Annotated in this window: 17 protein-coding genes; 11 read left to right on the top strand and 6 right to left on the bottom strand. The window is 69.8% G+C overall.

The genetic code is table 11. The features are described 5' to 3' along the window. The first annotated feature begins 196 nt into the window (after positions 1 to 196). Positions 197 to 3,373, top strand: a complete 3,177-nt coding sequence (locus Q0741_RS19210; protein WP_298234801.1) for an EAL domain-containing protein — start codon at positions 197 to 199, stop codon at positions 3,371 to 3,373. An 87-nt stretch (positions 3,374 to 3,460) separates the two neighbouring features. On the opposite strand, the gene Q0741_RS19205 is transcribed toward Q0741_RS19210, so the two are convergent. The 3 genes from Q0741_RS19205 to Q0741_RS19195 form a co-directional block, all read right to left on the bottom strand. Beyond that, positions 3,461 to 3,886, bottom strand: a complete 426-nt coding sequence (locus tag Q0741_RS19205; RefSeq protein ID WP_298234800.1) for a CBS domain-containing protein — start codon at positions 3,884 to 3,886, stop codon at positions 3,461 to 3,463. 360 nt (positions 3,887 to 4,246) lie between these two features. Beyond that, positions 4,247 to 4,705, bottom strand: coding sequence for a host attachment protein (locus Q0741_RS19200; protein ID WP_298234799.1), 459 nt, complete (start codon positions 4,703 to 4,705; stop codon positions 4,247 to 4,249). Positions 4,706 to 5,008: 303 nt separating this feature from the next. Continuing rightward, positions 5,009 to 5,545 carry a phasin family protein gene (locus Q0741_RS19195; protein WP_298234798.1) on the bottom strand — a complete coding sequence of 179 codons (537 nt, stop codon included), beginning with the start codon at positions 5,543 to 5,545 and terminating at the stop codon, positions 5,009 to 5,011. A 402-nt stretch (positions 5,546 to 5,947) separates the two neighbouring features. Between Q0741_RS19195 and Q0741_RS19190 the strand changes: the two genes are divergently transcribed. Next, positions 5,948 to 7,675 (top strand): hybrid sensor histidine kinase/response regulator, encoded by a 1,728-nt coding sequence (locus Q0741_RS19190; protein ID WP_298234797.1) that lies wholly within the window; start codon positions 5,948 to 5,950, stop codon positions 7,673 to 7,675. Between the two features lie 47 nt (positions 7,676 to 7,722). On the opposite strand, the gene Q0741_RS19185 is transcribed toward Q0741_RS19190, so the two are convergent. Further along, complete coding sequence (locus tag Q0741_RS19185; RefSeq protein ID WP_298234796.1) at positions 7,723 to 8,577, bottom strand: oxidoreductase; 855 nt, start codon at positions 8,575 to 8,577, stop codon at positions 7,723 to 7,725. 123 nt (positions 8,578 to 8,700) lie between these two features. Here Q0741_RS19185 and Q0741_RS19180 point away from each other — a divergent pair, with 123 nt between their 5' ends. The 7 genes from Q0741_RS19180 (at position 8,701) to Q0741_RS19150 (ending at position 15,147) form a co-directional block, all read left to right on the top strand. Continuing rightward, on the top strand, positions 8,701 to 9,606 hold the full coding sequence (locus Q0741_RS19180) for a LysR family transcriptional regulator (RefSeq protein WP_298234795.1): 906 nt from the start codon (positions 8,701 to 8,703) through the stop codon (positions 9,604 to 9,606). Between the two features lie 138 nt (positions 9,607 to 9,744). Continuing rightward, entirely contained in the window at positions 9,745 to 10,098 is a 354-nt protein-coding gene (locus tag Q0741_RS19175; protein WP_298234794.1) for an OB-fold domain-containing protein, read from the top strand. A gap of 29 nt (positions 10,099 to 10,127) precedes the next feature. Continuing rightward, the gene (locus Q0741_RS19170) at positions 10,128 to 11,273 is read left to right on the top strand and encodes a thiolase family protein (RefSeq protein WP_298234793.1); all 1,146 of its coding nucleotides are present in this window, start codon (positions 10,128 to 10,130) and stop codon (positions 11,271 to 11,273) included. Between the two features lie 2 nt (positions 11,274 to 11,275). Next, positions 11,276 to 12,040, top strand: a complete 765-nt coding sequence (locus Q0741_RS19165) for an SDR family NAD(P)-dependent oxidoreductase (protein ID WP_298234792.1) — start codon at positions 11,276 to 11,278, stop codon at positions 12,038 to 12,040. Between the two features lie 11 nt (positions 12,041 to 12,051). Beyond that, positions 12,052 to 12,855 (top strand): enoyl-CoA hydratase/isomerase family protein, encoded by an 804-nt coding sequence (locus tag Q0741_RS19160; protein WP_298234791.1) that lies wholly within the window; start codon positions 12,052 to 12,054, stop codon positions 12,853 to 12,855. A 26-nt stretch (positions 12,856 to 12,881) separates the two neighbouring features. Further along, positions 12,882 to 13,874: a tripartite tricarboxylate transporter substrate binding protein gene (locus Q0741_RS19155; RefSeq protein WP_298234790.1), complete on the top strand. Its 993-nt coding sequence runs from the start codon at positions 12,882 to 12,884 to the stop codon at positions 13,872 to 13,874. 43 nt (positions 13,875 to 13,917) lie between these two features. Continuing rightward, entirely contained in the window at positions 13,918 to 15,147 is a 1,230-nt protein-coding gene (locus Q0741_RS19150; RefSeq protein WP_298234789.1) for a CoA transferase, read from the top strand. Here Q0741_RS19150 and gcvA read toward each other — a convergent pair. Next, positions 15,134 to 16,027, bottom strand: a complete 894-nt coding sequence (gcvA, locus tag Q0741_RS19145; protein WP_298234788.1) for a transcriptional regulator GcvA — start codon at positions 16,025 to 16,027, stop codon at positions 15,134 to 15,136. The two genes, Q0741_RS19150 and gcvA, sit on opposite strands and share 14 nt — an antisense overlap. Before the next feature lie 439 nt (positions 16,028 to 16,466). Here gcvA and Q0741_RS19140 point away from each other — a divergent pair, with 439 nt between their 5' ends. Together Q0741_RS19140 and Q0741_RS19135 are read left to right on the top strand one after the other, a co-directional pair. Further along, complete coding sequence (locus tag Q0741_RS19140; RefSeq protein ID WP_298234787.1) at positions 16,467 to 16,631, top strand: hypothetical protein; 165 nt, start codon at positions 16,467 to 16,469, stop codon at positions 16,629 to 16,631. A 38-nt stretch (positions 16,632 to 16,669) separates the two neighbouring features. Next, a complete protein-coding gene (locus tag Q0741_RS19135) occupies positions 16,670 to 17,305 on the top strand; it encodes an NADPH-dependent FMN reductase (protein ID WP_298234786.1) in 636 nt (211 codons plus the stop codon). A 36-nt stretch (positions 17,306 to 17,341) separates the two neighbouring features. Here the strand turns inward: Q0741_RS19135 and Q0741_RS19130 are convergent, their stop codons facing one another. Then, complete coding sequence (locus Q0741_RS19130) at positions 17,342 to 18,970, bottom strand: Na+/H+ antiporter (protein ID WP_298234785.1); 1,629 nt, start codon at positions 18,968 to 18,970, stop codon at positions 17,342 to 17,344. Positions 18,971 to 19,091: the final 121 nt, after the last annotated feature.

Raw genomic sequence — 19,091 nt, 5'->3', positions numbered from 1 at the left:
GGGCCAGATTTAGTTGGCGTGCCGCCCCGGTCTCAAAGGCATGACTTGTTGCAGCCCCCTCGGAGAGCCGCCGGCCCGGTAGGGTCAGATTTAGTTGTGTGAACGGCCGTGGCGAGCAGTCCCGACCCTGATTGGCGCGTGGCACGATAGGACTCGGGTACTCCGCGCTTGTCGTTCGTCCACTGCTGACCTTCCGATGCCCATCGATTGCCAATCGCGTGACGTTGCCACGCTCACGGCCAGTCCGTCCCTGCGCGAGACTGGGGTGTTGCTCGCGGGTGCCATCGTGATCCTGTTGCTCACGGCCTCGGCGGCTTTGATGCTGTGGCGGGCGCGTCAAGAGAGCCTGGAGACTTGGCGGCTGTACCTGGCCAACTTCTCCGCCACGGCGGCCGAGCATGCGGGACAGACGCTGCACACGGTTGACTTCGTGCTCAGGCGCGTCGTGGACCGGCTCGAAACCGGTGTCTCGGACAGTGGTCAGCCGCTATCGCTGGCCCTGGGCGCGCGGGCCACTCACGCCTTCCTGCGCGAACGTGTGGCCGAGGTGGAAGTGCTCGACGGCGTGGCCATCGTGGCACTCGACGGACGGCCCCTCAACGGCAGCCGGAGCTTCCCGCCGGTCGAGCTCGACCTGACTGACCGGGACTACTTCCAGGCCCATGTGGCGGACCCGGCGTTGGATGTCTACGTCTCCACGCCGGCAAGGAACCGGGTTACCGGGCAGTGGACCGTCTTCGTCTCGCGCAAGCTGCACCTGCCTTCCGGCCAGTGGACCGGCTTGGCCGTGGCCGGCATCGATTTGGCCTACTTCGAGCAGTTCTACCGCTCGATCAATTTCAGCGACAGCGATAGAGACAGCGTCATCGTGTTGCTGCGCCGTGACGGCACGCCGCTGGTGCGATACCCGGCGCAGCCCCAGGCGCTGAGCCGTTCCTACCGTGACGCGCCCGTGATGCGCTCACTGGCCGGAGCCTTGTCCCAGGGCCGCTCCAGCGCGACCGTGTACACCACCGTGCCCCGGGTCGCAAACCCTGCGGACGCACCGCCGCGCATGGCGGCCGCGCATGCCGTGGCCGGCTTCCCGCTGGCGGTGCTCATCACGGCGACGGAAAACCTCATGTTGCGCAACTGGCACGAGATGGCGCGCTTCGTCGGCGCCGGCGTGCTGGTGACGGATGGGCTGATCGCGGCGCTGATGCTATGGATACACCGACTGCTGCGGCGGCGCCGTGTGGCGCTGCTGCAGCTCCAGGCCGCGCGCGAGGTGGCCGAAACCGCCCGCCGCGACATCGACCAGACGCTGCGCGCTTGCATGGCATTTGCGAGCAGGGTGGCCGGAAGTGATTTCACGGCACGGCTGGAGGTGGCCGAGGGCACGGAGTTTGGAAGCCTTGCCGCCTCGTTGAACCGCATGGCCGACGCACTGCAAGAAGGCCAGGCCAGCGACCTCGCTCAGGCCCAGGAGCTGCGGCGCCTCAACCGGGCCTTGCGCGTGCTGTCGCAAGCCAACGCCACCCTGGTGCGGGCCAGCAGCGAGGCCGCGCTGGTACAGGATATCTGCCAGCACGTGGTGGACATCGGCGGCTACCGTCTGGCCTGGGTGGGCCGGGCATGCGCCGATGCCGGGCACAGCCTCAAGCCGGTAGCGCATGCCGGCGTCGATGGTGCCTACGTCAACGGCCTGAACCTGAGCTGGGGTGACGACACCGGGCGGCAGGGCGTTGGTGGCATGGCGGTGCGCCAGTCGCGAGCCGTGGTCGTCAGGGACATCGTGGCGGAACCCGCGCTGGCACCCTGGCGCGACGCGGCACTGGCCCGTGGCCTGGCTTCGTGCATCGCGCTGCCTCTGCTGGCCAAGGGTGAGGTACTGGGGGCCTTGTGCATCTACGCGGCCGAGGTCGATGCCTTCGACAACCAGGAAATCAAGGTCCTGCAGGAATTGGCTGAAGATCTGGCTTTTGGCATCGCGAGTCTGCGCGAAACCGAGGAGCGCAAGCACTTCGAGCGCGAGCTCGCACGCCACGCTGCCTTCGATCAGCTCACGGGACTGGCCAACCGTTTCACGCTGGAGGCGCGGCTGCACCAGTCGGTGGCCGATGCGCGACGCCACGGCAGCAAGCTCGCCCTGCTGCACGTCAACCTGGACCGCTTCAAGTTGGTCAACGACGCACTAGGGCAGGGTGCCGGAGACCAATTGCTGTGCACCGTGGCCCAGGCCCTCGGTGCCTCGGTGCGTGAAGCCGACACGGTCGCGCGGCTGGGTGGGGACGAATTCGCCGTGCTGCTCAAGGACGTGCACAGCGCCTCGGATGTCGCGGACATCGTCTCCAAGCTCATCGCGGCGATGAGCCGGCCCCAGAATCTCGACGGCCTGGAGATCCGGCCCTCGGCATCGGTCGGTATCAGCCTGTTCCCTGACGACAGCGACGACATCGCGCTCGTGCGGCGCCATGCGAGCACCGCCATGCAGCATGCCAAGTCCCAAGGGGGCAACCGATACCGCTTCTTTGCGCCCGAGATGAACGTGCATGTCGCGGCGAGGCTGGCTATGGAATCGGACCTGCGCCGTGCGATCGATCGCGGTGAGCTGCTGGTGCATTACCAGCCGAAGGTCAGTCTGCACACCGGCGAGCTGACCGGTGCCGAGGCCCTGGTGCGATGGTGCCATCCGCAGCGCGGCATGGTGTCGCCAGCACATTTCATCCCGTTGGCCGAGGACACCGGCCTCATCGAGCCCCTGGGCGACTGGGTGCTGGCAGAGGTGTGCCGGCAACTGCGCGCTTGGCTCGACGATGGTCTGCATGTGCCACCCGTGGCCGTCAACCTCTCGGCTCGCCAGTTTCACCAGTCCAGCCTGCTCCGCCAGGTCGAGCAGGCGCTGCAGGCCAACGCCTTGGCGCCCCGGATGCTGGGGCTGGAGATCACGGAAAGCGCGGTGATGCACGATGTCGAAACCGCCGCCGCCACGGTGGGCAGGCTCAAGGCGCTGGGCGTCGGCGTCTCGCTCGACGACTTCGGCACGGGCTACTCCTCGCTGAGCTACCTCAAGCGTTTTCCGCTCGATTACCTGAAGATCGACCGTTCGTTCGTCAACGACATCACCACCGACCCCGACGATGCCGCCATCTGCAAGGCCGTGATCGGCCTGGCCCACAACCTGGACCTGCGCGTGGTTGCCGAAGGCGTGGAAACCGAGGCGCAGGCACAGTACCTCAGGCAGCAGCAATGCGACGAGTTGCAGGGGTACCTGTTCAGCAAACCGGTGCCTGCCGGCGACTTCGCACACATGGTGAAGTCCGGCCGTACGCTGTCCTTGGCCGCCGCGGTGAACTCCCTGCCACTGGGGGGCCATCGTGCGTCAGAGGGATAACGCCCCCGGGTGACAAGCCCAAGGGGGCGACGTAGCTGGCGCGAACCTGTTTCGCTTTTGGCTCGTCGAAGCTTCAGTCCGCCTCGGTCAGGGCCGGCCGGCCAGGTGCTGGACCACGGGCTCGGAAATCTCCTCCAGAGCGGAGCCGGCAGCCACGATGTCCTGGGCCCGTACCGCCACGTCGCCCAGCGTCAGGATGCCCACCAATTGCTTGTTGCGGTCCAGCACCGGCATGCGTCTCACCTGGGCGTCGCGCATCTGGTCGAGGACTTCGTCCAACGGCTGGTCGTCATAGCACCAGTACGGGTTGGGGCTCATCACCTCGCGCAGCATCGTGGTGTCCGCCGAGCGCCCATGGGCGATGGCGCGCACCACGATGTCCCGGTCGGTCACCAACCCGATCAGATGCTGTCCATCGCAGACGGGGACGACGCCGCTGTCAATCTCCTCCATGAGCTTGGCCGCCTTGGTCAGCGTGTCGTCCGGCGCAAGTGTGCGCACTCCGCGGGTCATGGCCTGTGCAACCTGTGTCATATCGGTCTGATTTCAAAAGCCTGCGCACCAGTGCGCAGGGATCGCTTCCTGCCCCGAGCCGGCATGCAGGCCGCCTCGTACCTGACAGGCATGACATTCCCGGCTGCGGCAGGGACCCCCCCTGCCGCAGCGGCGCCGTTGCCGGACGCGCTCGCCACGGGTAGCGCAGTTGCGGTTGCGAGCCGTTGAAGATTCAGCGCCGCGCGGAGTCGTGGGCCTGCTCATGGGAACGTTCATACACGTCCGCGCGTACCAAGGCGTATCAAAGTGATGCTCTCGCGCCGAGCCTGTTGCAGCGACCCGGCCCGGGCGGGCAGGGCGCTCCAGTTTCGTGCCGCCTTATCCGGCGCGCCATCGCCGGCTTTTCCCGCCACGTCCGGTGTCCTGCGCCGCGGCGCGCAGCTCCAACTCGATGCGCTGCGCCGCCTCGGCCTCGTCGAGGTCCGAGATGTCGGCGTCGATCACCGTGCGCATCGCTTCCTTCGTCCGCCGCGGGAGTTGGCGCATGAGTTCGCCCAGGAAGGGGCAGGCGGCGAACAGCGCCGGCGCGGCGTAGTGGCCGTCGGCCAGCTCGTCCTCGATACGCTGGGCGACGACCATCGCGAATTCCCGCATCCGCCGGCGCCGAGGGTCGAGCGGCTCGCCAGGCTCCTGCTGCACGCGTATGGGCGTACCCGCCGCGGCGCCGCGCTCGGGGCGGTGCACGCTGTCCACCATCACCAGGGCAGCGGTCGCGCCCTCACGGCTCAGCAGTCGCGCTTCGCTGGCATTGGCAATCACGATCAGGTCGGGCTTCATGGCGTCGCAGGTCCTCGGTGCCGCTCAGGGCTGAGCTCTCGACGCATAGGATGCTCCGAGCCGTGGCCTCGATGGGCATTAACGTGCCCGCCCGCAGACGTTCTTGAAGCGCGGTCCCTTGGACCGCAGCCTTGAATGCCGCCGCGGCAGTACCCTCGCGGCCAAAAGAATGCCCGGCGGACGCCGGGCGGAAGGTGTACTGGACCGCGGTATCGCGGAGATTTCTTCTAACGACGGCGACCGAGGTCCGACCCGATCGCCGCGCCCAGCAGCCCGCGTGGCGCCGGCTGCGGGCGGGTTGGCTCAGGCGGGCTGCTCCTGTGCATCGTCCGCGGCCTTGGCGTTCGCGGTGCCGGAGTCGCCCCGGGCAGCTTCCACAGCCTGCGTGGCCACCTTGTGCAGGCTTTCGTAGGCACTGCTGGCCGCGGCAAGGTTGGCCTTCACCAGGGCCACGGCGTTCTCGCTGCCCGCCGGTGCGTTCTGGAAGGCGGTGTCCACGGCAGCCAGGAAGCGCTGCTGCAAATCGGCCAATTGAGCTTCGAGAACCTTGCTCACGTCGGCGTTGGTGGCCGAAGCGATCTCGTACACCTGACGGCCGTAAGCCGCAGTCTTCTCGGCCAGCGGCTGCAGCAGCTCGCTCTGGATGGCCAGGAGCGCCTGCGCATCCTGTACCGACAGCACGGCCTGGGCCCGGGCTGCGGCTTCGTCCAGTGCCGACTTGGCGGTCTGGAGGTTCAACTTGACGACCTTCTCCGCGCCGTCAAAAGCCATGTTGGCCAGCGCGAAGGCCGTCTCGGCATGGGCCCTCTGGGTAGCGATCAGTTGTTCAGCGGTCTGCATCTCAGGCTCCTGTGGAAGAGTTGGACAGCGGGACGGCAAATCTTTTTGCTGCACTGCAGCATGAACCAGTATAGGGATGGCAGAGCGGGTTCCAAGCATTTTTGCTGCGTCGCAACAAATTCTTTCTCCTGCCTGCTAGGCTGACGCCCTCGACAGACCGCTGCGGCCGGAGTTCCGGCGGCAGCGATCACAAGGCTCCGCAGCGTGTTGAAGCCGACTGCCTTGCGTTGGCGGTGCAAATTGGCTTATTTCCTGCGCGTTGGCCGCGCCTGCAGACTGCTGATGCCCCCATTGCCGAATCCCGACGTCACGGAACACTCGCCGCCGCCGAGTCCAGGCGCCGTTGGCGCCAGCCGGCTGCCTGCCAATGGCCGGTCGGCCTCCTCTTCCTGGCTGCCGTATGTGCTGTTCACGGTCGTCATCGCGGTGCTGGTGGCGGCCCTGGTGCTGGTGGCGCTGGGGCACGAGGAGCAGCGCTACCGCGAGCGCGCGCTCATAGGCGCCCGCAACGTCGCGAGCCTGTTGGATGGGCATTTCGATGCCGTCTTCGACAAGGCGGACATCGTGCTGCAGTCCGTGGCCTTGCAGTACCGCGAGCAGGTAGCCAGCGGGTCCCTTGACGTTCAGAAGTTCAGCCGCTTCCTGGCGCGCGAAGAGTCCATGGTGAAGGAGATGGAGGGACTGCAGCTGGCCAGCGCCGACGGCGTGGTGCGCTTCAGCAGCGGGCTGGGCATGGGGCGGCCGGATTGGCTTGCCGACCGCGACCTGTTGCAGCAGGCCCGTGACGAGCCGCCGCAGCTGCTGGTGGCCGGCCCCGTGGAGATCTGGCAAGGGCAGCAGCCGGCCATCGTCCTGGCTCGGCGCCTGGAAGCGCCGGATGGCAGCTTTGCCGGGCTGGTATCGGCCCATTTGCCGGTGTCCTCCTTCGGGAAGATGTTGTCGGCCACGGCCCTGGGCCCCCACGGCGCGGCCACGCTGCGTACGGCGGATCTGGCGCTGGTGCAGCGCCATCCGCCGGCGATGGACGCCATCGGCAGCCGCCAGGTGTCCCAGCAGTTGCTGGACGCGCTGAAGGTGTCGCCCGATGAGGGGGACTACATCGCGCCGACGGCGCTGGACGGCATCGAGCGCATCAACGCCTACCGCCGGCTGCAGGGCTACCCCTTTTACGTGCTCGTGGGACTGGCCACGGCCGATTACCTGGCCGGCTGGTACCGGTACGTGATGCTGGTCTCCGGGCTGGGTGCGACGGTACTGGTGGTGGTCGGCGTGGCGGCGGTGGCGATCCACCGCTCGACGCAGCGCCAGCGCGCCATCTCCGAGGAGCGTGCGCGCATCGGCGTGGACCGCGAACGGCTGCTGGCCGAGCGCACGCGGCTCAATGCCGAGCTGGCCGCCCGGGTGACCGAGGCGGAGTCCGCCAACCGGGCCAAGAGCACCTTCCTGGCCAACATGAGCCACGAGATCCGCACCCCGCTCAACGCCGTGATCGGGCTGAGCGAGTTGCTCATACAGCGGGAGCTTCCGCAGGACGTGTTCCGCTTCGTCAAACACATCCACCAAGCCAGCGAGCAACTGCTGGCGCTGACCAACGACGTGCTGGACCTCTCGCGCATCGAGGCGGGCGAGATGCAGCTCGAAACCCTTCTGTTCGCTCCCGCGCAGGTGCTCGATGCGGTGCGCGCGTTGGTGCAGCCTCAGGCGGATGCCAAGGGCCTGGCGCTGCGGCTCGACGTCGCCCCCGAGCTGCCCGCGCGCGTGATGGGCGATCCCTTGCGGCTCAAGCAGATCCTCATCAACCTGGCCGGCAACGCCGTGAAGTTCACGCCGGCCGGCACCGTCACCTTGAGCGCGCGGCTCAACGGGCGCGATGGCCGCCAGGTGAGCTTGCGCTTCGACGTCGTGGATACCGGCATCGGCATCACCCCAGAGGCGCAGGCCCACATCTTCGACGCCTTCACCCAGGCTGATTCCTCGACCACGCGGCGCTTCGGCGGCACGGGGCTGGGGCTGTCCATCGTGCGGCACCTGGTTTGCATGATGGGTGGGCAGCTTGCGCTTCAGAGCGCGCTGGGGCAGGGCAGCACCTTCAGCGTGACGCTGCCCTTTGTTGAAGTGGCGGAAGGCTGACAGCGGTCACAGCCGGCACACCACGGGCGTAGCGGTTTCGCGCCCCATCAGCGCGCCACGTCGTCGTGGTCGGTCGAAAGCGCCACGTCCCGCCACGCCTGCAGCTCGGCCTCGACGAGGCGGTGTTTCTCGCCGATGCGTGCCACGGTGTCCGAGCCCAGGGGCAGCCGCACCGGCGGTTCACTGGCGTCGGCCAGCCCGAGCAGGGCCAACGACAGCTTCTTCGGATCGCCCGGCTGCTGGTGGTTCGCCGAGGCCATGGCGCCGCGCATGCTGCCGACGGTGGCGGCGTAGTCGCCGATCTCGCGCCGCGTGCGCACCAGCGAGGCGTCGTCCAGGAAGCCGGTGCGGAAGAAACCTGGCTCCACCACCGTGGCATGCAGGCCCAGCGGCGCCAGCTCCTGGGCCAGCGCTTCGGTCAGCCCCTCCACGGCGAACTTGGTGGCGCCGTACACGCCCCAGCCCATGTAGGCGCCGTAGCCGCCGATGGAAGAGATGTTGATGACGTGCCCCCGGCCCGCGCGGCGCATGTGCGGCAGCACCGCGCGCGTCACGTTCAGCAGCCCGAACACGTTGGTGGCGAACAGGCGCTCGACTTCCTGCGCGCTGGATTCCTCGACGGCTCCCAGCAGGCCGTAGCCGGCGTTGTTGAGCAGTACGTCGATGCGCCCGAACCGTGCCACCGCCGCTTCCGCTGCGGCCACGGCCTGCGCCTCGTCGGTGACGTCCAGCGCCACGGCCAGCAGCCGCTCGTGCTCGCCCAGCGCGGCCGTGACGGCCTCGGGCTTGCGGGCGGTGGCGACCACGGCGTCGCCGCGCCGCAGCGCGTCGCGCGCCACTTGCAGGCCGAAGCCGCGCGATGCACCGGTGATGAACCAGACCTTGTTGGGCGAGGTGGACATGGCGTTTCCTTTCGTGAGGGGTGTGCGTTGGTTGAAGTGCACGGACGCAAATCTAGGCAACCACACTGGTTCCCACTAGATCAACAATCGGCAACTGATCAACAACCCAAAGTTGCCAATGCCATGGATGACCTGAAGGCGCTCTCGACCTTTGCCCGCGTGGTGGAGCTGGGCAGCTTCAGGCGCGCGGCCGTTGAGCTGGGCGTGGCGCCGCAGGCCACCAGCAAGCTCGTGGCGGCACTGGAAAGCCGGCTCGGGGTGCGGCTGCTGCACCGCACGACGCGCCAGCTGCAGCTCACCGAGGAGGGCGCGCGGCTGCTGGCCCAGGTCACGCCGGCGCTGTCCGTGATCCGCAGCGCCATGGAGGGCACGCGCTCGGCGCGCGGCGAGGTTGGCGGCACGCTGCGCGTGACGGCGCCGCGCTCGGTGGGCCAGCACCTGGTGCTGCCTCTGATCGCTCCCTTCATGGAGCAGCACCCGGCGCTGCGCGTGGACCTGGAGTTGGAGGACCGCCACACCGACATCACCGCCGCGCAGATCGACGTGGGCTTTCGCATGGGCGCCGGCGTGGAGCGCAACGTGGTGGTGCGGCGCCTGATGGACATCCAGCACTGGATTTGCGCCGCACCGGCCTACGTCGAGCGCCACGGGCGCCCGCGCACCTGGGAAGACCTGGCCCGCCACCGCTGCACGGGTTTTCGTTACGTCAGCACCGGCAAGCGCGCGCCCTGGGAGTACCAGGAGGCCGGCGGCACCGTCCACACCGAGCTGCCCGCGCAGTTCGAGACCAACGACGTGGACGCCGAAGTGGCCGCCGTGCTGGCCGGCATCGGCATCGGGCAACTGCCCAGCTACCTGGCCGCGCCGCTGGTGACGCAGGGCCGGCTGGTGCGGCTGCTGGCGCGCCACACCACCGAGCGCTTCGGGCTGTACGTCTACTACGCGCAGCGCGCGCACCTGCCGCCGCGGGCCCGGCTGTTCATCGACTTCGTGGCGGAGCGGCTGCAGGCGGCGGCCAGCAGCCGCTGAGCGAAGCACCAACGCTTCTCTTCGCTTGCAATTTTCTCAAGCAAGCACGCCGCAAATCTCGTTTGTCGGCGCCCCTCTCGTGCACGAAAACTTGCAGCACTGCAGTCGCAGCAAGTTCCGATCTCTCAAGGAGACAACGTGTCCGAGCCCTCTTATCCCCTGTGGCGCAACGCGCCCGAGCCCGCGTTGCTGGCTTCCCGTGACCTCGATTCCGGCGAGCTGGTGTTTCCTGCGCTGAGTGCCGATTCGCCGCTGGCACAACGACACGAGATCGTGCCGCTGGCCGGCGTGGGCGAGGTCTACAGCTTCACCGTCATCCACCCGAGCCCCAAGAGCGGCGAGGCGCCTTACGCGCTGGGCTACGTGGATCTGCCAGGCCCGGTGCGGCTTTTCGGCCGCCTGTGCGGCCAGCCGCGCCCGGCCATCGGCGACCGCTACGCCGCCAGGCCGGATGAACGCTTCGGCTACGTGTTCGAAGCCGTGTTGGCCTGAGGCCTGGACCAAGACGCAAGGAAACCAACATGCAGGACATCTACATCCACGGCGGCGCGATGACGCGCTTCGGCAAGCATCCCGGCGTGCTGGCGCCCGAGCTGGCGCAGCAGGCCATCCTGAAGGCGCTGGACGACGCGGGCGTGGCCCGCGGCGAGATCCAGGCCGTGTACTGCGCCAACGTGCTGGGCGGCATGATCCTGGGCCAGCTGATCGTGCGCGACCTGGGGTTCAAGGGCATCCCGGTCTACAACGTCGAGAACGCCTGCGCCAGCGGCGCCACCGGCGTGCACCTGGCGCGCCATGCGTTGCTCGCGCAACAGTATGACACCGTGCTGGTGCTGGGCATCGAGCAGCTCACCGCGCTGGGCGGCGGCACCATCCCGCTGCAGCGCAACGACCACAAGACCGAGCTTTACGCCAAGGCCGGCATGGTGCTGCCCGCCGTGTACGCCATGCGCGGCACGCGCTTCCTGCACGAGCGCGGCACCACGCCCGCGGACCTCGCCGCCGTCGCGGTGAAGAACCGCCGCCACGGCGCGCTCAACGAGTATGCCCAGCAGCGCAGCGAAACCACGCTGGAGGAGGTGCTGGCCTCGCGCATGATCGCCGACCCGCTGACGCTGCTGCAGTGCTGCCCCTCGCAGGTGGACGGCGCCGCGGCGGTGGTGCTGGGCACGCGCCGCCGCGGCGCGCGCAAGGCGGTGAAGGTGTTGTCCTCGGCCGTGGTGTCGGGCCTGCGCGAGGAGGCGCGCGACGACATCCTGGACGCCGAGATCACCGCCCGCGCCGCGCGCCAGGCCTACGAGCAGGCCGGCGTGAGCCCCGGCGACGTGAACGTGGTGGAGCTGCACGACGCCTTCACCATCGCCGAGCTGCTGTACTACGAGGCCCTGGGGCTGGCCCGGCACGGCGACGCAGTGGCGCTGCTGCACTCCGGCGCCACGGCGCTGGGCGGCCGGGTGCCGGTGAACCCCAGCGGCGGGCTGCTGGCCAAGGGGCATCCGCTGGGGGCCACGGGCGTGGCGCAGATGGTGGAAATCCTGTGGCAGCTGCAGGGGCGTGCCGGTGCGCGGCAGGTGCCGGGCGCCAGGATCGGCCTGACGCAGTGCACCGGCGGCGGCATCGCCGGCGTGGACCACGCCGCGTCCTCCGTGCATCTGCTGGGAGTCTGAACATGGGCAGCACCCGATTCGAAGCCGGCCAGGTGGCCGTCGTCACCGGTGCCGCCCGCGGCATCGGCCTGGGCATCGCGCAGCGCCTGGCGCAGGACGGGCTGACCGTCGCGCTGCTGGACCGGGACACCGCGGCGCTGGAGGAAGCGGTCGCCTCGCTCGCCGCGCAGGATTTGAAGGTTCTGGGCGCCACGGCGGACCTGACCGACTCGGCCGCGGTCAACGCCGCCATGGCCGAGGTCATCGCCCAGGCCGGGCGCATCGACCACCTGGTCAACAACGCCGGCGCGGTGCGCGACATGCGCTTGCTGAAGATGCGCGACGAGGACTGGGACCTGGTGATCGACACCAACCTGCGCTCGCAGTTCCTGTGCTGCCGCGCCGTGCTGCCGGGCATGGTGGAGCGCGGTTTCGGGCGCATCGTCAACATCTCCTCGCGCGCCTGGCTGGGCGGCTTCGGGCAGGCCAACTACTCGGCGGCCAAGGGCGGCGTGGTCAGCCTCACGCGCTCGCTGGCCATCGAGTTCGCGGCCAAGGGCGTCACGGTGAACGCGGTGGCGCCGGGCATCGTGGACACGCCGCTGTTCCGCAACTTCGCGCCGGAGGTGCAGTCGCGGCTGCAGGCCTCGGTGCCGGTGCAGCGCATCGGCACGGCGCAGGACATCGCCAACGCCGTGGCCTTCTTCCTGGACCCGGCCGCGTCCTACGTCACGGGCCAGACGCTGTACGTGTGCGGCGGCCGCAGCCTGTCCTCGCCCAGCGTGTGATGGGAGCCGGCATGAACGTTCGATTCGAGACCATCGGCCCCGTGGCGGTGTTGGGCATCGCCCGGCCCGAGGCGCTGAATGCCCTGAGCGTCGAAGCGCTGCGCGAGCTGCGCGCGCACCTGGCGGAGGTGCGCGACCGCGACGACCTGCGCGTGGCCGTGCTCACGGGGGAGGGCCATAAAGCCTTCTGCGCCGGGGCGGACCTCAAGGGCACGTCGTCCTCGCCCGCCACCTACCCGGAAGCGCTGTTCCAGAACTCGGAGCGCGCCGCGGACCTGGGCCTGTACATCCGGCTCATGGACCTGGCGGACCTGGGCCTGTGGAAACCGGTGATCGCCGCCGTGAACGGCCACTGCCTGGGAGCGGGGCTGGAGATCGCGCTGCAGTGCGACCTGCGCCTGGCCTCCAGCGACGCCAGCTTCGGGCTGCCGGAGGCCAGGGTGGGGTCCATTCCGGCCGTGTCCGGCCTGCACCGCCTGCTGCGCGCCGTCCCTGCGGCGCATGCGCTGCAGATGGCGCTCACGGGCGAGCGCATCGGCGCGGAGGAGGCGTGGCGCATCGGCCTGGTCAGCGAGGTGGTGCAACCCGGGGCGCTGCGCGATCGCGCCCTGGCGCTGGCGCAAGCCATTGCCGCCAACGCACCGCTGGCGGTACAGGCCATCAAGCGCCTGTCGCGCCAGACGCCGCACCTCAGCGACGCCGATGCGCAGCAGCTCACCGAGCTGACCTGGGGCGTGCTGCGCGACACGGCGGACCGGCTCGAAGGCCGCAGGGCCTTTGCCGAGAAGCGGCCGCCGCTCTACACCGGCCGCTGAAACCCAACGACATGAAGGAGACAAGCATGGACATCCAAACCCGTCGCCGCACCGTGGTCGCCGCTGCCGTGGCCTGCGCCGCCGCCGCGCTCGCCCTGCCGGCCCTGGGGCAGGCGGCCTTTCCCAAGCACAAGCCGATCACCCTGGTCGTGCCCTTCTCGCCAGGCGGGGGCAACGACATCCTGGCGCGTGCCGTGGCGCCGAAGATGGGCCAGCTGCTGGGGCAGACCATCGTGATCGAGAACAAGCCCGGTGCCGGCGGCAACCTGGGCGCGGAGCTGGTGGCGCGCGCCGAGGCCGACGGCCACACCCTGGTCATCGCCTCCAGCCAGGTGACGATGAATCCCTTCCTGGGCATCAAGGTGCCGTTTCGCATCGAGCGCGATTTCGAGCCCGTGGGCCTCATGGCCTCGGTGCCCATCGTGCTGGTGAGCCATCCCGGCGAGCCTTACAAGACGCTGCAGGAGTTCATCGCCTACTCCCGCGCCAACCCCGGCAAGCTGAGCTACAGCAGCCCGGGCAACGGCACGCCGCAGCACCTGGCCGGCGAGGTGTTCGCCAAGCTCAACAAGACCGAGATGCTGCACGTGCCCTACCGTGGCACGGGCCTGTCGGTCACGGACCTGATCGCCGGGCAGGTGCAGGTCTCGTTCGCCACCTACGCCTCCGTGGCGCCGCACATCCAGGGCGGCAAGGTGCGCGCGCTGGGCATCGCGGGCCAGAAGCGCACGCCGCTGGCGCCGGAGCTGCCCACCTTCGGCGATGCCGGCCTGAAGAACTACGACGCCAGCCTCTGGTACAGCCTGCTGGCGCCGGCCAGGACGCCGCCGGAGGTGGTCGCCCGGCTCAACGAGGTGATGGTCCAGGCGCTGAACGACCCGGCCGTGGCCAAGCAGCTCGCGCAGCAGGGCTTCGAGAAGCAGACCTCGTCGCCCGCCGAGCTCAAGGCCTACATGGCCAGCGAGCTCAAGCGCTGGGAGCGCGTCATCACCGACAACCACATCAAGGTGGCGCCGTGAGGCGCCGCGCGCCACGGGCCGTCAACGCTTCGGGAGAGTGAACATGCTGCGCAACGCGCTGGACGGGCTGACCGTCATCGACTTCACGCAGATCGGCGCCGGCCCCACCTGCACCATGCTGCTGGCCGACATGGGCGCGCGGGTGGTCAAGATCGAGCCCCCGGGCGGCGAACTGGGCCGCGGCCTGGGGCCGGGCTGGATCGGCGAGGACGCCGCACTGTTCCACGGTTTCAACCGCAACAAGCTGGGCGTGTCGCTCGACCTGAAGAGCGCGCAGGGCCTGGCAGTGGCGCGGCGGCTCATCGCCGGGGCGGATGTCATGGTGGAGAGCATGCGCCCCGGCGTGATGGCGCGCCTGGGGCTGGGCGCCGAGGCGCTGATGCAGGCGCACCCGCGCCTGGTCTACTGCTCCATCTCCGCCTACGGGCAGTCCGGTCCTTGTGCCGGCAACGCGGGCGTGGACGGCATCATCCAGGCCGATTCCGGGCTGATGGGCCTGATCGGGCTGGAAGGCGCCGAGCCGTGCAAGGTGCAGGCGCCCGTGGTGGACGTGATGACGGGCTATGTCGCGGCCATGGCCGTGCTGGCCAAGCTGGCGCAGCGCACGCGCGACGGGCAGGGCGGCCACCTGGACGTGAACCTGCTGAACTCGGCGCTGGCGCTGCAGCAGTCCTCGCTCACGAGCTGGCTGGCGGACGGCGTGCTGCCGGAGCGCGTGGGCAGCGCCGCGCCGTACTCGGCGCCGAACCAGGCCTTCCAGACCCGCGATGGCTGGGTGATGGTGGCGGCCTACATGCCCGAGCGCTGGGCCCGGCTGTGCGAGCTGCTGGGCCTGCCGCACCTGGCCGGCGATGCGCGCTTCGCCACCTCGCCGCAGCGTGTGGCCAACCGGCGGGCCCTGGTGCCGCTGCTGACCGAGGTGTTCAGGACCCGCGGCACCGACGAGTGGCTGGCGCGGCTGGGCGTGGCCGACATCCTGTGCGCGCGCGTGGCGACCTACGAGGACGTGGTGGCCCACCCCCAGGTGGTGGCCAACGGCATGCTGGCCGAGGTGCCGCATGCCCGGCACGGCACCGTGCGCATGCCCGGTTTTCCGGTCAACAGCGCGCAGGCCAATGCGCGTGCGCATCGGGCCGCGCCCGCGTGCGGGCAGCACACGCGGCAGGTGCTGCGGGAGTGCGGATTCAGCGACGACGACATCGCGGCGCTGCAGGCGTCCCGCGCGGTGCACTGCGCGGGCGCGGCGGCGGGCGACGCGCTCACGCCACCTTGAACTGCTCCAGCAGCCACAACCGGAACGTGCGCATGCTGGCCGTCTCCTCGCGGTGCGCGGGCGTGAGCAGGTAATAGGTGTAGTCGCCCATGTCCACGACCTTCTTGAAGGGCATGACGAGGCGGCCTTCCTGCAAATCCTTCTCCACCAGGAAGCGCTGCGCGATGGCCACGCCCTGGCCCTCGACGGCCGCGGCGTAGCTCATGGCGGAGCTTTCGTAGGTCATGCCGGCGCGGGCATCGACCTGCTCGCCCGCACCGGCCGCCTCCAGCCAGTAGCCCCAGTCGTCGGGCCGGGCGATGCTGTGCAGCAGCGCGTGGTGCGCCAGGTCGGCCGGACGCTTGAGCCTGGGGCCCGACTTGAGCAGCGCCGGGCTGGCCACGGGCACCAGCACGTTGTCCACCAGGCGGTAGGTCTGGCTGCCGGGCCAGTGGCCGTCGCCCAGGCGGATCGCGCCGTCGATGTTCTCCTTGCGGAAGTCCACCGGCTCGAGCGAAGCCTTGAGCAGCACCTCGATGTCCGGATGCGCGGCATGGAAGCCCGAGAGCCGCGGGATCAGCCAGCGCATGGCGAAGGTGGTGTAGGCGCGGATCTTGAGCTGCTTGCGCTGGCGCCTGCGCTGGAGTTTGCGCGTGGCCTCGCGCAGCACCTCGATCGCCCGCGTCGCCGCGCGGTGGTAGTCCTGGCCCTGGCGCGTCAGCGAGATTTCACGATGGCCGCGGGTGAACAGCTGCACGCCCAGGGTGTCTTCCAGCGTCTTGATCTGGCGGCTGACGGCGCCGGGCGTCACGTGCAGCTCCTCGGCGGCCAGCGTGATGCTCATGTGGCGTGCGGCGGCCTCGAATGCGCGCACGGCGTTGAGCGGGGGGAGTCGGTCCATGGCCGTGACCGTAGGGCTGGATTGAGCAAATTTCAATCGAGGGTGTCCGTACGGGCGCGGCCGGTCCGTGCCACCGCCGGCCTTCGGGAGCAGGCAGCTCCATTGCTCCACTGTCGTGACGCGCCACCCTCGCCGGGCAGCGGCGCCGCCGGCCCTGCCTCGGGAGGGCCCGTGTTGGAAGCCCGGCCCGTCCGCGGGGCGGGCAACCTTTTCCACGCCGTCCACTGGCGAAACCTCACCCGGGGCCACGCAGAGGTCAGCAAGGACAGCAGGCCCGACCCCGCGGACACCTCCCGCGGCAGCGGCGCCAGCGCCGCCCCATCGAACAGCCCGACTTTGCCCGATGGGTGGTGCCGGGAAAGGCCGCGTGGTACGGCGCTTGCCGCCGGTACTTACCGGGCGTGTGTCTCGCCCGGCCGGACTTCACGAGGAGAACACCATGCCCGATCAAGGCAGCGCCGGCGCCAACGCCGTGCAACTGCCGCTGCCCGGCCAGCAGGCGGTGCGGCAGCGCTTCGGCCCGTACCGGCAACTGGGTGCGGCGGCAACCGCGATTCCGAAAAAGCAGCAGATGGGCGTGCAGCAGCCCGCCACAGTGTCATGACACCCGCATCGGCAGTCGAACAGGTGGCGGCGCTTCCCATGGACCAGAAGCCCAGGATCCTCGCCTTCGCGGGCAGCGCCCGCAGCCAGTCGCTCAACAAGATGGTGCTGTCGGTGGCCGCCCTGGGGGCGCGCCGCGCCGGCGCCGAGGTGACGCAGGTGGACCTCGGCGACTTCCCCATACCCATCTACGACGGCGACCTCGAAGCCGGCCAAGGGATCCCGGAAAACGCCCTGCGGCTGCGGGAGCTGATGCTCGGCCACCAGGGTTTCCTCATCGCCTCGCCCGAGTACAACGGCTCCATCGCGCCGTTGCTGAAGAACGTCATCGACTGGGTGTCCCGCCCCGTCAACGGCCAGGACGGCCTGGCGCCCTACAAGAACAAGGTGGTCGTGCTGATGAGCGCCTCGCCGGGCGGCTTCGGCGGGCTGCGGGCCTTGCCGCACCTGCGCACCATCCTCTCCAGCATCGGCTCGATCGTGCTGCCGGACCAGATCGCGGTGCCCAAGGCGCACGAGGCCTTCGCGCCGGACGGCAGCATGCTCAACGCCAAGCAGCAGGCCAGCGTCGAGGGCCTCGGCGCGACGCTGGCCATCACGCTGGCCAAGCTGCATGGGCAACCACTGGTGGACGACTCGGTCGAGCGCCGGCACGACCTCTCGCGCATTCGCTGACGAGAGCGCCCGCCCGGCATCCCCGCCGCGCGGGCCTCACGCGCCGTACCGCGCCTCCACCAGGTCGATCTCGCGCAGCAGCCTTTGCTGCGCCAGCTCCGCCAGCCCCAGCTCGCGGCCGTGGCGAATGATGGCGTCGCGCTCGGCGCGCAGCGCCACGAGCCGCAGCTGCCGCTCGATCCTGTCTGCACTGGCAAGCGCTTCGGCGTCGTCCGGGGCGCTGGCGAGCTTGTCGATGCGCAGCCGGTAGGTCATTTCCAGGCGGGCCGCGGCCTCGGTGCAGAGGCTGGGGTCCGGCACGCCGGCGGCCATGTCCTGCCGTGCCGACTCCAGCGCGCGGATGGCGGCTTGCGCCGCCACCCTGCGTACCTCGTCCTCGGCCACGCGCTCCGAGGGCTCGGCCGGCAGTTGCAGCCCCCGCAGCAGGTGCGGCAGCGAGAAGGTCGCCACCAGCAACGACAGCAGGATCACCCCGGCGGCCAGCGAGATCGCCAGGTCGCGGGCCGGAAACGGCGTGCCGTCGGACAGGGCCAGGGGCAGCGTCAGCACGCCGGCCAGGGTGACGGCGCCACGCACGCCCGCGAGCGACACCACCATCACCAGCCGCCAATTGACCATCGGCCCCGGCTCTCCACGGCGCTGCGCGTGCCAGGCCTGGGTCCTGAGCGAGACCCAGACCCAGGCAAAGCGCAGCGCGGCCAGGCCGGCCACGATCGCCACCACGTAGACCGCCAGCCACGCCGGCGACTGGTGCTCGGCGCTCGTCACCGACTCACCGGCCGCCGAGACGATGGCCGGCAGCTGCTCGCCCAGCAGCACGAAGATGCTGCCGTTGGCCATGGCCTGCACCGTGTCCCACACTGCGGTGCGCTGGATGCGGTTACGGCCGTGCCAGTGCTCGTCGCCGGTGAAGCTCATCGTGATGCCCGCCGCGGCGGCGGCCAGGACGCCCGAGCAGTGCGCGTGCTCGGCCAGCAGGTAGGCGCCAAAGGGCAGCAGCAGCGTGACCAGGATCTCGTTGCCGCCGGCGTCGCCGAACCGGCCGATCGACCACCGCTGGGCGCTGGACACCAGCCACGCCAGGGCCGTGCCGATGGCGGCTCCGCCCAGGCCCAGCCACAGGAAGCTCAGCAGCGCCTGCGGCAGCGAGAACGCGCCCGTCAGCGCCGCGGCCACGGCAAAGCGCATGCAGACCAGGCCCGAGGCGTCGTTCAGCAGCGCCTCGCCTTCGAGCACGTGCATCACCCGCTTCGGAATCGGGGTGCGCGACGCGACCGATGAGACCGCGATCGGGTCGGTCGGCGAGATCACCGCGGCCAGCGCGAAGGCCACCGGCAGCGGCATCGCGGGCACCAGCCAGTGGATGAACAGCCCCATGCCCAGCACCGTGAACAGCACCAGCCCCAGCGCCAGCCTCAGCACCGTGGCGGCGTCGCGGAACAGTTCATCTTTAGGGATGCGCCAGCCGTCCAGGAACAGCAATGGCGGCAGGAACAGCAGGAAAAAGACCTCGGGGTCGAGCACGACCGAGGGCAGCGGCGAGAAGCCCACGGCCGCGCCCAGGGCGATCTGTACCAGCGGCGCCGGCCAGCCGGTGGCGCGCGCGGCAAAGCTGCTGGCGGCGACGGCCAGCAGCATGAACAACATGGTGGTGACGGCTCCCAAGCGTGCTTCCTCCGACTTCAGGGCGACGGGTCCCGTGGCCGGACCGCGTGGGCGGACCTGCGATGGGAATTCGCTCTCCAGCTGGCAACGCGCATTCCCTGATGCCGGCATGGGCCTGGAC

This window comes from uncultured Azohydromonas sp., assembly GCF_937926365.1.
Taxonomy (GTDB): domain Bacteria; phylum Pseudomonadota; class Gammaproteobacteria; order Burkholderiales; family Burkholderiaceae_C; genus Azohydromonas.
Note: the sequence above shows the minus strand (reverse complement) of the source record. Positions and strands in the feature narration are given on the sequence as shown.

Coding starts and splice junctions, on each gene's coding strand:
- Q0741_RS19210 (WP_298234801.1), top strand. CDS start 197: ATGCCCATCGATTGCCAATCGCGTGACGTTGCCACGCTCACGGCCAGT.
- Q0741_RS19205 (WP_298234800.1), bottom strand. CDS start 3,886: ATGACCCGCGGAGTGCGCACACTTGCGCCGGACGACACGCTGACCAAG.
- Q0741_RS19200 (WP_298234799.1), bottom strand. CDS start 4,705: ATGAAGCCCGACCTGATCGTGATTGCCAATGCCAGCGAAGCGCGACTG.
- Q0741_RS19195 (WP_298234798.1), bottom strand. CDS start 5,545: ATGCAGACCGCTGAACAACTGATCGCTACCCAGAGGGCCCATGCCGAG.
- Q0741_RS19185 (WP_298234796.1), bottom strand. CDS start 8,577: ATGTCCACCTCGCCCAACAAGGTCTGGTTCATCACCGGTGCATCGCGC.
- Q0741_RS19180 (WP_298234795.1), top strand. CDS start 8,701: ATGGATGACCTGAAGGCGCTCTCGACCTTTGCCCGCGTGGTGGAGCTG.
- Q0741_RS19170 (WP_298234793.1), top strand. CDS start 10,128: ATGCAGGACATCTACATCCACGGCGGCGCGATGACGCGCTTCGGCAAG.
- Q0741_RS19165 (WP_298234792.1), top strand. CDS start 11,276: ATGGGCAGCACCCGATTCGAAGCCGGCCAGGTGGCCGTCGTCACCGGT.
- Q0741_RS19160 (WP_298234791.1), top strand. CDS start 12,052: ATGAACGTTCGATTCGAGACCATCGGCCCCGTGGCGGTGTTGGGCATC.
- Q0741_RS19155 (WP_298234790.1), top strand. CDS start 12,882: ATGGACATCCAAACCCGTCGCCGCACCGTGGTCGCCGCTGCCGTGGCC.
- Q0741_RS19150 (WP_298234789.1), top strand. CDS start 13,918: ATGCTGCGCAACGCGCTGGACGGGCTGACCGTCATCGACTTCACGCAG.
- gcvA (WP_298234788.1), bottom strand. CDS start 16,027: ATGGACCGACTCCCCCCGCTCAACGCCGTGCGCGCATTCGAGGCCGCC.
- Q0741_RS19140 (WP_298234787.1), top strand. CDS start 16,467: ATGCCCGATCAAGGCAGCGCCGGCGCCAACGCCGTGCAACTGCCGCTG.
- Q0741_RS19135 (WP_298234786.1), top strand. CDS start 16,670: ATGGACCAGAAGCCCAGGATCCTCGCCTTCGCGGGCAGCGCCCGCAGC.